Source organism: Castellaniella sp. (genome assembly GCF_034675845.1).
Lineage (GTDB): Bacteria > Pseudomonadota > Gammaproteobacteria > Burkholderiales > Burkholderiaceae_B > Castellaniella.
In genome coordinates, this window is the sequence record NZ_JAUCCU010000002.1 from 121183 (window position 1) to 133109 (window position 11927).

At 58.3% G+C, this 11927-nt stretch carries 9 protein-coding genes; 8 read left to right on the forward strand and 1 reads right to left on the reverse strand.

Features of this window, described 5'->3' with window-relative positions:
- Positions 1-7 precede the first annotated feature (7 nt).
- From VDP81_RS12195 to VDP81_RS12230, 8 genes are all read left to right on the forward strand, one after another.
- Entirely contained in the window at positions 8-1438 is a 1431-nt protein-coding gene (locus tag VDP81_RS12195; protein ID WP_322997076.1) for a YdgA family protein, read from the forward strand.
- Complete coding sequence (locus tag VDP81_RS12200; RefSeq protein WP_322997077.1) at positions 1438-1842, forward strand: HIT family protein; 405 nt, start codon at positions 1438-1440, stop codon at positions 1840-1842. The genes VDP81_RS12195 and VDP81_RS12200 overlap by 1 nt, the downstream gene beginning before the upstream one ends.
- A gap of 433 nt (positions 1843-2275) precedes the next feature.
- Positions 2276-3637 carry a substrate-binding protein gene (locus tag VDP81_RS12205; RefSeq protein WP_322997078.1) on the forward strand — a complete coding sequence of 454 codons (1362 nt, stop codon included), beginning with the start codon at positions 2276-2278 and terminating at the stop codon, positions 3635-3637.
- A gap of 84 nt (positions 3638-3721) precedes the next feature.
- Positions 3722-4588: a branched-chain amino acid ABC transporter permease gene (locus tag VDP81_RS12210; RefSeq protein WP_322997079.1), complete on the forward strand. Its 867-nt coding sequence runs from the start codon at positions 3722-3724 to the stop codon at positions 4586-4588.
- A gap of 146 nt (positions 4589-4734) precedes the next feature.
- Positions 4735-6465 (forward strand): branched-chain amino acid ABC transporter ATP-binding protein/permease, encoded by a 1731-nt coding sequence (locus tag VDP81_RS12215; RefSeq protein WP_323012485.1) that lies wholly within the window; start codon positions 4735-4737, stop codon positions 6463-6465.
- Complete coding sequence (locus VDP81_RS12220) at positions 6452-7156, forward strand: ABC transporter ATP-binding protein (protein WP_322997081.1); 705 nt, start codon at positions 6452-6454, stop codon at positions 7154-7156. Before VDP81_RS12215 ends, VDP81_RS12220 begins: the two co-directional genes overlap by 14 nt.
- Positions 7157-7282: 126 nt before the next feature.
- Complete coding sequence (gene ribA, locus VDP81_RS12225; protein ID WP_416233268.1) at positions 7283-7921, forward strand: GTP cyclohydrolase II; 639 nt, start codon at positions 7283-7285, stop codon at positions 7919-7921.
- A gap of 145 nt (positions 7922-8066) precedes the next feature.
- Complete coding sequence (locus tag VDP81_RS12230; RefSeq protein ID WP_323012486.1) at positions 8067-10187, forward strand: putative bifunctional diguanylate cyclase/phosphodiesterase; 2121 nt, start codon at positions 8067-8069, stop codon at positions 10185-10187.
- Between the two features lie 64 nt (positions 10188-10251).
- Here the strand turns inward: VDP81_RS12230 and VDP81_RS12235 are convergent, their stop codons facing one another.
- Positions 10252-11850: a glycosyltransferase family 39 protein gene (locus VDP81_RS12235; RefSeq protein ID WP_323012487.1), complete on the reverse strand. Its 1599-nt coding sequence runs from the start codon at positions 11848-11850 to the stop codon at positions 10252-10254.
- Positions 11851-11927: the final 77 nt, after the last annotated feature.

Below are 11927 nucleotides of genomic sequence, written 5' to 3' on the forward strand. Positions count from 1 at the left end.
CAACTAGATGAGCTCACGCCTTAAATTCGCGACGCTGGGGGTGGCTGTTGTCGCGCTGGCCTATGGTGCTACCTCTTGGTATGCCGGTCGCTTCACTCAGCAGTCCATCGAGTCCTGGGTCGCTCAGGCCAACCAGGAAATCCAGTTGCGTTGGCACCAAGAGGGGCCTCGGCCGCAGCTTGTCTTGGCGGATTATCAGCGGGGCGTTTTCAAGTCTCAGGTGCGGTATGTATTTGAGTTTCAGGATAGTGACGGGGCGACGCAACGCCTGACTGTGCAGGATGATCTGCAGCATGGCCCTTGGCCCCTGGCGGCTATTCAGGCCGGTATCTGGCAGCCATTGGCCGCGTATAGCCATCTGCAGCCTGTGTCGGATGGCACCTGGAAGTCGTGGTTTGATATCACCCCGGATGCCCAGGCCCCCTGGTCTGCCACGACTCAGGTGGGTTTTGGTGGCCAGATTGACTCCTTGGTCACCGTGCTGCCGGTGCGCCTGAACAACGATGGTCAATTGGATTTCAGTGGTGGCACGATTGCCATTCACCACGCACCAGACACGCGCCAGACGCAGGTCTCAGGGCAGGCGAAATCCTTGGCTATTACAGATGAGGACGGAGCCTCCAAGCTTCAGTTGCAGGAGATCCGGTTTCAGGGGCAGTCCACCAGCGGCAGCCAGGCTGATTTTCAATCCAGTCAGGAAATTCATCTGGCCAGCCTGCAGCTCGAGGGTCCCGACATGCCCCCCGTGCGGCTGGATCAGCCCTCTGCCCAGATCGATATGGCCAGAACAGGCAGTCTGCTCGATGCCCGGGTGCACTACGACCTGGGCAAGCTCTTTATTGATCAACAGGACGTGGGCACCATCCAGCTGAATGTCTCCAGCCAGCAGTTGGATGTGGATGCCTTGCAGGCCTTCATGCAGGCTGTGGATCAGTTGCCCGACGATCCCGACTACGAGGACCTCAGTGCCGCAGACCAGCAGTTGCTGAAGACCCGGTTGCTATCCGTGTTGGCCACCTCGCCAGTGCTGGCGCTTGATTCCCTGACTTGGTCCACCCCCAAGGGCAAGACCGATCTGCATGCGCGCATCCAGTTTCGCCCGGTTGTAGAGCCGGTGCCCGAGGATTCCGGGGCCTTGATCGAGCGCGGTATTCAGCAGATCAAGCTCAGCGCCGGGGTTTCCAAGCCCATGCTGATGTCAGTCCTGGCTCAGGCTCAATCCTCCAGCGAGGGCGCTTTCGGGGCCGCCCTGTTCAGCATGATTTTCGATCAGTATGTCGGCCAACTGCTGCAGGCCGACCTGGTGCGCGAACAGGACGGCCAGGTACGCACGGACATCACTTATGCCGATGGCCAGGTGTCGGTCAATGGCCAGGCTGCCGTCACCCCAGACGAATTCATGCAGCAGTTGGATGCGGTCCTGGGGATGGGGGACTGATGGATACCGTATTCACTCGCATTCTGGCTGGTGAAATCCCCGCCGCCATTGTCTACCGAGACCCCCAGGTCTTTGCCTTCATGGATGCCGGGCAGTTGAATCCTGGCCATGTGCTGGTGGCGCCTTGCCATCCTTATGCCACCCTGCTGGATATGCCCGAAGACATGGCTGCCACGTTGATGCGCCTGGCCTGGCGAGTGGCCCAGGCAGTACAGACCGCTTTTCAACCCGATGGCCTGACGCTGCTGCAGGCTAATCGGCCAGCGGGTTGGCAGACAGTGCCGCATGCCCATATCCATGTGTTGCCTCGCTACGAGGGCGATGGCGTGGGCCTGGTCTGGCCTCGGAAAGATCCCGACCTATCCTTATTGCGCGAGTACGCCGCCCGTCTTGTATTGCCGTGATTGCATTGATTTCAGCTTAAATTAAAGAGGCCAATTCGGCCTCTTTTTCGTTGTGCGCTGCAATATTAAGGGTTTATACGTCCCTGATGATTTCCCTTAAGCATAAACCCTTATTTTGTGCATCGCAGCATTCCATTGCAAGATAAAAATTCACTATATATCAGTACCTTGATTATGTATTTTGCGTGATGGCTTATTTGTTTCGAGGCGGTGATTTTGGATGGGTTTCTGTCCTTGAAACCCTACGTAAGTTCTACGTAAGTTTCAAAATTCTTAATAGCGTCATGCAGGAATCTGGAACTCCACTTTCTCTGTACCGACATAAAAACAAAGCTGTTGAAGACATAAAAAAAACCTGGGTAATGAACTGAAATGCAGTACTTCAGCCGGGCGCCATAGGCACTCAAGGCCACTAAAATCAGGAGACAAAGCAATGAAGAATCAAAAATCGCTGGACCAAGCCATGCAGACACAAGTCAAGCGCCGTTCCGTTCTCAAGGCCGGGGCTGCGGGGATTGCCGGTGGCATGCTGTTGCCAGGCACCGCCAGCGTCGCGATGGCACAAGACAAAAAGCCGCTGGGGGCTTGGCCTGCTGGTGCTGAAGCCAAGGAAATCTTCGTTGGCCTGACGGTCGACTTGACTGGTCCATACTCGGCCCAGGGCGCCGCCCAGCAACGTGGCTACGAACTTGCCGCCGAGCACATCAATAGCGGTGATCCGGTCCTGAAACAGATTTCTGCCGACCTGAAAAAGGGCGTGTTGGGCAAGCCCCTCAAGCTCGGTGCGGCCGATGCCGAAACCAAGCCCAACACGGGTGTGCAGGCCGCCACGCGTTTCATTCACGATGAAAAGGCCATGATGGTGTCCGGCAGCACCAGCAGTTCGGTTGCCATCGCTCTGGAAAAAGTTTGCAATCGTGAACACACGCCTTACTTCACGGCAATTTCCGGGTCCAACGAAACCACTGGGGTCGACTGCCAGCGCTATGGCTTTCGCCCCTGCTATTTTGCCTACATGGCCTGCAAGGCCATCGCCCCCGTGGCAGCCAAGGAATTCGGCAAGGACCGCAAGGCCGCCTACCTGACGCCAGACTATACCTACGGCCACACGACCACGCAGTCGATGAAGGAATTCACCGAGGCCGAAGGCTGGACCACTGTCACCAACCAGGTCCATCCGCTGGGTGCCAAGGACTACAGCGCCTACCTGATCAATATTGCCAACACAGACGCCGATGTGCTGGTGTTGGTGGCCTATGGGGCGGATGCCGCCAACGCCCTCAAGCAAGCCAAACAATTCGGCCTGCTCGACAAGATGAAGGTCGTGATTCCTTATAGCTCGGCCTACATCGAAGAAGAAGTCGGTGCCGATCTGATGGCCGGGGTGGTGCTGGCGCAGGGCTTCTGGTGGACCATGCAGGAAACCAATCCGGTGGCCAAGGCTTTTGTCGATGCCTACGAGAAAAAATTCAGCGGCAAACCGCGTGATTCGGCCTTTTATGGTTATTTGGCCATCATGCTCTGGGCATCTGCCGTCGAACGCGCTGGCGGGCTGTATCCGCCTGATGTCATCAAGGCGCTGGAAGACGGTGCTGTGCTGGAAACCGCCGTTGGGCCGGTCTCCATCCGGGCAGAAGATCACCAGGGCATCGTCAACTTCCCGATCATGCGTGGCAAGAAAAAGGCCGACATGCAGAACCCCAATGACTACTACGACGTGATTCAGATCGTTCAGGGCAAGGACGTTGTCCCGGCACTGGGTGTATTGGGCTGCAAGATGGGCGGTTACATCTAAGTAAAAGGGCATAGCCGGGGCTGGTGCCTTTGGCCAGCTCCAGGCTATCGCCGTTGTCCGGGACTTTCAAGGAGGCACCCGAGCATGTCATTGTTTCTATCACAGCTATTCAATGGGCTGACAACCGGCCTGTTGCTGGCGCTAATCAGTACCGGCCTGACCATTATCTACGGCACGCTCGGTGTCATCAATTTTGCCCACGGTGCTTTGTTCGTCGTGGGGGGCTATGCAGGTTATACGGTTTATGGCCTGACGGATTCTTTCATCCTGGCCATTGTGGGGGGGGCGGTCGTGGCCCTGGTCTGTGGCCTGGTCATCGAACGCGGCCTGATGCGTAAATTCTACAGTCGCCCGCCCGAAGACCAGATTCTGGTCACGTTTGGCCTGAGCATTATTCTGGTCGAAATCGTGCGCGGCATCTACGGCGGCGTCAGCATGTCGGTGACCCCGCCCGAGTGGGGTCAGGGGGTTGCCCATATCGGCTCGTTGATCTATCCCATGTATCGGCTTGAGACGCTGGCCATTTCGGCAGGCACGCTGCTGGTTCTGTACTGGATTCTATATCGCACCAGTCTGGGCTTGGTGGTGCGGGCGGGGATCGAGGATTCCCAGATGGTCGATGCCCTGGGCATCAACATCAAACGCGCCTTTCTGCTGGTGTTTGGCCTGGGTGCCATGGCTGCCGGTTTTGCCGGGGTGGTCAATTCCCCCATCGTCGCACTGACGCCAGATATGGGTTTCCGTTATTTGGTGGAATCTTTTGTGGTGGTGGTGATCGGTGGTGTCGGGTCTTTCCCCGGGGCGATTGTGGGCGGCATTATTGCTGGTGAAATCCTTAGCCTGACGGCCATGGTGAACCCGCAATATTCCGATGTGATGCTCTTTGTGGCGATGGCGCTGGTGCTGGTGTTTCGTCCGCAAGGTCTGATGGGTCAGGAGGGTCGGGAATGAGCTCGTCACAAACAACTACGGCCGATACCGCTGTGGCACGGCCTGTCAAACAAACTGGGGGGGGTGGCATCATGCAAGGACGGCTACCTGAAATGTGGGTCGGGATATGCCTGATTGTGGCGCCATTTGTCTTGCCTGCGATCGGTATGAGCCCCGACCTGCTGACACGGATTCTAATTTTTGGCATCTTTGGGCTGGGCTTTGACCTGCTGTTTGGCTACACGGGTCTGTTGTCCTTCGGGCAGGCAGCCTTTTATGGCACAGGCGGTTTTGTCACTGCCTATCTGATGACTGATGGCGTGGTGCCCAATATGCTGGTGGCACTGGTCATCGGCACCGTGGCCGCCGCCGCCATGGGCCTGATCATCGGTTATCTCACCTTGCGGCGTACCGGCATTTACTTTGCCATGAGTACGCTGGCCTTTGGCGAGATGTTCTTCTTTATGGAGAACTCAGTCTTCAAGGAATACACCGGTGGCGAGAACGGGATTGCCGGTGTGCCGGTGCCGTCGATCGACCTGGGCTTCATCCATTTTGAAATCGGCAGCGGCTGGCCCATGTATTGGTTTGTTGCCCTGCTCTTTTTCATCGGGTATATGATCGCTCGCCGGATTGTGCGTTCGCCTTTCGGTGTCGTGCTCAAGGCTATTCGTGGTAACCCGAAACGCGCCACGGCCCTGGGCCATTCCATCCAGTCTTATAAGCTGATGGTGTTTGTGGTCGCGGCCGCCTATGGTGGCCTGGCCGGTGGTCTGTTGGGGTTGTTCCAGTCCTATATGCCCCCCGATGCCTTTGCGTTGGGTACTTCAGCTGAAATTGTTATCCAGACCGTCATGGGCGGTGCCGGCACCTTGCTGGGACCTTTGCTGGGCGCGACCATCTGGCTCTATCTGTACGAAGGCCTGCAGCAGGTCGGCGGCCTGGGACCCTACTGGAAACTCATCCTGGGTATCGTCTTCGTAGTCCTGGTCACTGTATTCCGCCACGGGGTAGCCGGTGCCGTCATTCAACTCTGGCAGCGTAATCGCAAGATGCCTGCGGGGCTTGATGCGGATGCAAGCAACAAGGTCGCGCGCGCCCTGGATATCGTGGCGCCGCTGTCCACCAGCCGCGAAGGCGCCCCGGTGCTGGAAGCGCGTGGCATCAGCAAACACTACGGTGGCCTGAAAGCCAATAGCGACATCGACTTTACGCTGCGCGAAGGCGAGATGCACGGCGTGATCGGTCCCAATGGCGCAGGCAAATCCACCTTCTTTGCCATGTTGGCCGGCGAACTTCCCACCACCTCGGGCAAGGTCTTCTTCCGCGGCCAGGAAATCACCGGAATTGGTGTGACCGCAGTTTGCCAGCTGGGCATGAGCAAAAGCTATCAGATCAACCAGTTGTTCGAGCATCTGACCGTGCGTCAGAACGTCATGATTCCTGTGTTGGCCCGTTTGCGGGGCAAATATCGTGGCGATATGCTGAAACGCCTGCATTCCAACAAGCTCGACGAGCAGGTCAATGCCGCCATTGCTCTGGTGGATCTCAGTCAGCATGCCGATACGCTGGTGTCCGATATGTCCTACGGCGAAAAACGCCGCCTGGAAATCGGTCTGGCCTTGGCCACTGGCGCCAATGTGCTGCTCTTTGACGAGCCGCTGGCAGGTCTTGGGCCCGAGGAACGCGTCTTGGTCGTGGCCTTGCTGAAATCAATCCGCCAGGGCCGCAGCATGGTCATTGTCGAACACGACATGGACGCCATGTTCGAACTGGCTGAACGTATCACGGTTCTGTGCGAAGGCCGTAAATTGGCCGAAGGGACTGCGGAAGATATCCGCCATGATCCCAGCGTGCAGTCTGCCTACCTGGGAGGGATGGAAGATGAGTCTGCTTGAAGTCGACAAGATCAACAGCTATTACGGGGATTCCCACATTCTGTTCGATGTCTCGATGAATATCGAGGAACATGAAGTTGTGGCCCTGCTTGGGCGTAACGGGGCTGGCAAAAGCACCACGCTGAAGTCCCTGATGGGGATGGTGGATGTCAAAGCCGGTGCCATCCGCCATCGCGGGGTCGAGATCCAGCACCTGCCGCCGTATGGGCGGGCTGCATTGGGCATCCAGCTGGTCCCCGAAGAGCGCCGCGTATTCGGCTCGATTACGGTGCAGGAAAACCTGCAGCTGGCAGCCATGACGGCTGAGAACCCGCGCACGCTGGACGAAATTTACGAGACCTTTCCCCGGCTGGCCGAACGCAAGCGCAATCGCGGCAAACAGCTATCCGGCGGAGAACAACAGATGGTGGCGATCGCCAGGGCGATGATCCGCAATGCGGACATCATTCTCCTGGATGAACCTTTCGAGGGTTTGGCGCCGCTGATTGTCAAGGATTTGATGGGGGTTTGTCGCAAGCTCGCCGATGCGGGCCAGACCATCGTCATCGTGGAACAAAACGTGCGGGCGGCACTATCGCTGGCTGACCGCGCCTATATCGTCAACAACGGTCATGTAGTGTACGAGGGCACGCCCAAGGACCTGAATGAAAACGCTGAAATCATCGAGCGTTATCTCGGCGTCAAAGCTTAGTTTCATTCAGTCCTGTCATGGGCGATTTTGGGGGCCCGCTTCGGCGGGACCCTCTTTTTTTTGCTTGTTCCCGCGTGGGTGTTAACCTATAGACCGTTTTGTCTTATCTGTCCGATCCCCATGCCTATGACTACTGCTTCTGCTGTTGCGGACAGTGACCTGTTGCAATACGTGGCATCCAGCCAGTTGCCCATGCCTTGGGCTGTGTTCAGTATCCATGCCTTTGTCGAACCCGGCACGGGCAAGGAACACGTCGCCCTGACCTTGGGTGATGTGGCGGGCGATGCGCCAGTGCTGGCTCGCATCCATTCCGAATGTCTGACGGGCGATGCCCTGTTTAGCCAGCGCTGCGATTGCGGCGCCCAACTAGAGGCCGCGCTGCAGCGCATTGCCGAAGAGGGGCGCGGCATCCTGATGTATCTGCGCCAGGAAGGCCGTGGAATTGGGCTGTTGAACAAAATCCGTGCCTATCAGTTGCAGGACCAGGGCGCCGACACCGTCGAGGCCAATGAACGGCTGGGTTTCCCTGCCGACATGCGGCGCTACGACTTGTGTCGCCCGATGCTGGCGCATTTTGGCATCCATAGCGTGCGCTTGATGACCAATAACCCGCGTAAGGAAAAGGTCCTGGCCGATCTGGGCATCATCATTGCCGAACATATCCCCCTGCAGGTCAATCGCAATCCCTATAACGAACAATACCTGCGTACCAAGGCCCGTAAACTGGGTCATCAGTTCAAGGAATACTTTGGCGAGGCCCCCTGAGCCATCGGCTGTTGGGGGCATGTCATGTCATGGATATTACGGATGTCTCCGGTAGATCGGGCGTGCTAAAAAGGAGAGCGTTGCTGCTTTTCGATATCTTCCATATCGTGCCAACGCGCCTGCCCTGTCTTGCCTGATGGTTCCATTGACGACACCTCTGCTTCCTGAATCCCTGGATTCCGATCTGCCAAACCTGGCTTTATTGCCCATGGGGCCGTCAGACCGATCTCATCTCTTGGCCTTGCTGCGTCTGGGTGATTTTGCTCAGGACGCTTTTCTGGCCACGGATACATACGGGACCATCGTCTATCTCAATCGCAGCGCCGAGCGCTTGTTTGGCTATCGACACGGCAGCGCCGTTGGCTTGCCCGTACATGCGCTGCTGCCTGATATTCAGGATATCAACCACCGCCTTAACCAAGACAGCAGCCGGGAAACCCTGCTGTGGCGCGGCCAGGGTTGCAGTCGACAGGCCCAGGCCCTGCAGCTGGCAGGGGCCGCCACGCATATTTCGGCTTTGTCCGGCCGCAGTCATTTGTATGTCATGCGTCCGCGCCGCACGGGTTCCCTGGATGCCGATCGGCAGGCGGAAATCGCTGCCCTGGTGTATCGCAATACCAGCGAGGGCATGCTGGTGCTGGACTCAAAAGGCTTTATCCTGGATGTCAATCCAGCCTTTGTCAGCCTGCGGGGCCGGGCACAGTCCGATGTGGTCGGACGCCACGTGCGCTGCCTCAATTCTCCTTGCCATGATCGCGAATTCTACCGAACCATGTGGCGCAGCGTCATGGAAACCGGCTGCTGGCAAGGCGAACACTGGGGCCAGCATGTCAACGGCGAACTCTACCCGGAATGGCTCAGTATCAATACCTCGTTTGGGGATGATGGCGAAGTTCACCGGCGGGTAATGATTTTCTCCAATATCGCCGAAATAAAACAGGCCGAGGCCATTATCTGGAAGCAGGCGAATTTCGATCGCCTGACCGACCTGCCAAATCGCCAGATGTTCCATGATCGCCTAGAGCAAAGCATACGCAAGGCGCGTCGGGCGGGCGGGCGGATTGGCCTGCTGTTCCTGGATCTTGACCGTTTCAAGGAAATCAACGATACCCTGGGTCATGCCATGGGCGACGATCTCCTGAAAGAAGCCGCCCGCCGCATCAGCGCCTGTGTACGCCAGAGCGACACCGTGGCGCGCCTGGGGGGTGACGAATTCACCGTGCTGCTGGATGATATCCATGAAAACCGTGATATTCAGCGTCTGACCGATGCAATCCTGAAGGCCCTGTCCCAGCCCTTTAATCTAGGGGTAGAGACCGTCTTCATTTCCACCAGTATCGGCGTCACGTTTTTTCCGGATGATGCCACTGACGCGGAAACCCTGCTCAATAACGCGGATCAGGCCATGTATTCGGCCAAGGCCGATGGCCGTAATCGCAGCCACTACTTTACGTCGTCCATGCAAGAACGCGCCCAGACGCGGATGCGGCTGGTCAACGACTTGCATCTGGCCTTGGATCAGCAGCAGTTTTCATTGGTTTTTCAGCCCATCGTCGATCTGCACGGCGGACGTGTGGCCAAGGCCGAAACGCTTTTGCGCTGGCACCATCCAGTGCGCGGCTTGGTGTCGCCCGCCGAATTCATCCCCCTGGCCGAGGAAACCGGCATTATCCGTGCCTTGGGTGATTGGGTCTTCCACGAGGCCACCAGCCAGGTGGCCCAATGGCGCAGTCAATTCGATCAGGACATCCAGATCAGCGTCAATATCTCCCCCGCGCAGTTGCGCCACGAGGGCCTGGACCTGCCTTCATGGGCCAGCCATCTGGCTCATCTGGGGCTGTTGCCGCAGCATGTCATTGTCGAGATCACTGAAGGCCTGCTGATGGACTCCGACGACGAACGCATCCGCCAGCAGCTTGAGGCCTTTCGCCAGACTGGGGTGCGGGTGGCCTTGGATGATTTTGGCACGGGCTATTCTTCGCTATCCTATCTGCGAAAATTCAACATCGATTTCCTGAAGATCGATCAGTCGTTTGTGGCCAACCTGCACTCCGGCAGCGCCGATCATGCGCTCTGCGAGGCGATTATTCTGCTGGCGCATAAGCTTGGCCTGAAAGTGGTGGCTGAGGGCATCGAGACAGCCGATCAGTACGCTCTGCTGGCTCAGGCGGGTTGCGATTACGGCCAGGGCTTCTTGTTTTCCCGTCCGCTGGCTGCCCCTGCCTTCGAGGCCCTGCTGAGCAGTCAGGCAGACCTGCGTCCCTGAAGGTTTCCCCCCCCCCCTGTATCCGATCCTGCGTGCCTTGTGGCCCGCCGTAGAACTGGTGTGACTACGGCAAGGCCTGGGTGCCGGATTTCAGGCAATCGGGGGTGGCTGGCAGCACTGCCCAATGAAAATCAATGACTGGGCCTTTGGGGCCAGACCAGGGGACCTGGTCCATGCCCTTCCAGGGAGCAGCATCATATAAGGCCTGTACGGCTGGTGCGGGGGTCGCCCGACCCTGTCGGCTATAGGCCACCAGGGCACCACAGCTTAGGGCAGTGCCCGGAAAGAACCACGGGGACTGAGCCTCGCTGGCGTCAATGTAGACCTGAGTGGCCGGGCCGATATGCACGGCGATATTGCCTCCCAGCCAGGTGTTGGCCACCACCACCCGCAGTGGCCGCCCTGGCTGATGCTGTTGCCAGTGTTGCAGCGCCAGTTCGGCCAGTGCCGGGCCAGGATAGGTGGATCGGGCGGCTGCGCCCGTCCAGTGGGCCAATGGGCCCCGGCCTGCCGCATAGCCCAACGCCATCACCAAGTGCAGGCAGGCGGCCAGAATCAGGATGCGGCGCAGTTGCACGCTTTCGTCGCCGCGCAGGCACCACAGGCCATAAAATCCGAATAGCACAAAGAAGGTGCTGCCCCAGGATGCCTCCAGGCGCGAGCCCAATAGGATGGAGATCAGCACCGTCGAGACAACCGGCGTCAGTCCTACCCACAGCAGGAATTGCCGATCTTTTTGCATGATGTCCAGCCAGTAGCGTGGCGCCGAGGCTGTGCTTGCCGAAAAGCAGGCGTCATTGGCTGCATAGCCTGGCGACCGGTCGCCGCCGTGACGGCGCCACAGCCACCACAGGCCCAGCGCCAGCAGCATGGGGCTCAGGCGCCCGATCTGATCCAACGAAAAAGACAGCACAGTGCCCAGCGCGATCAGGCGGCTACTAGCCTGCAGGGATGCGTCGGCATATAACAGGGGCTGAAATTGGTGTTGAGCCAGCCACCATAAGTGCGGACTGATCGTCACCGTAAAGGCCAGCGCGGCCCACGCCAGCCCTGGCCAGGTCCGGCGCTGACGCCAGGCGCCGCTGCGTAGCAGGTAGACGAAGAAGGCTGCAAACAGAATCGCGGCACTGTATTTGGTCAGCATGGCCAGGCCGCAGACTGCCCCCAGCCAGAGCCAGTCCGCGCGGCGCTGATCGCGCACAGCGCGGTAAAACAGCCAGGTTGATGCCGTGATCGACCACAGCTGGGCGGTATTGTGGTTGTAGATGGTGCCGCGTATCGAAAAATACGCCGTGACCGAGACCAGCAGCATGGCGATCAGGGCGCGGCGCGGCGTCGTGATTTCGCAGCCCAGTTTCCAGATGAACCACAAGCCCAGAGCGGAAAACAGCTGGCCCGCCAAAAACGGCAACCAGATTGGCCGACCAAAGATAGCGGTCGCAAAGTACATGAACCAGGAAGGCAGTGGCGGGTGCTTGGTATAGCCGAGTTCCAGGCTGGTAGCCCAGACCAGCTCTTCCATGCCATCCAGATCGGGTGCGCTGTGGCTTAAGGCTGTCAATACGGTCCATAAGACCATGATGCCCAGCAGACAGAGCACGACCAAGCCTGCCCTGGGAGGACGAGCCAATAGGGGGATTTTCGGGGGAGTAGCCTGCTGCATGGGCGCCAGTATAACGAGACTAATTCCTTATATGCACAGTGGGGGAATCTATTGTTGTGTTTCGACTGCATGGTACT

Bases quoted from the DNA above. Each gene is read 5' to 3' on its own strand.
- VDP81_RS12215 (WP_323012485.1), top strand. From the start codon at position 4,735: ATGAGCCCCGACCTGCTGACACGGATTCTAATTTTTGGCATCTTTGGG.
- ribA (WP_416233268.1), top strand. From the start codon at position 7,283: ATGACTACTGCTTCTGCTGTTGCGGACAGTGACCTGTTGCAATACGTG.
- VDP81_RS12200 (WP_322997077.1), top strand. From the start codon at position 1,438: ATGGATACCGTATTCACTCGCATTCTGGCTGGTGAAATCCCCGCCGCC.
- VDP81_RS12235 (WP_323012487.1), bottom strand. From the start codon at position 11,850: ATGCAGCAGGCTACTCCCCCGAAAATCCCCCTATTGGCTCGTCCTCCC.
- VDP81_RS12210 (WP_322997079.1), top strand. From the start codon at position 3,722: ATGTCATTGTTTCTATCACAGCTATTCAATGGGCTGACAACCGGCCTG.
- VDP81_RS12205 (WP_322997078.1), top strand. From the start codon at position 2,276: ATGAAGAATCAAAAATCGCTGGACCAAGCCATGCAGACACAAGTCAAG.
- VDP81_RS12220 (WP_322997081.1), top strand. From the start codon at position 6,452: ATGAGTCTGCTTGAAGTCGACAAGATCAACAGCTATTACGGGGATTCC.
- VDP81_RS12195 (WP_322997076.1), top strand. From the start codon at position 8: ATGAGCTCACGCCTTAAATTCGCGACGCTGGGGGTGGCTGTTGTCGCG.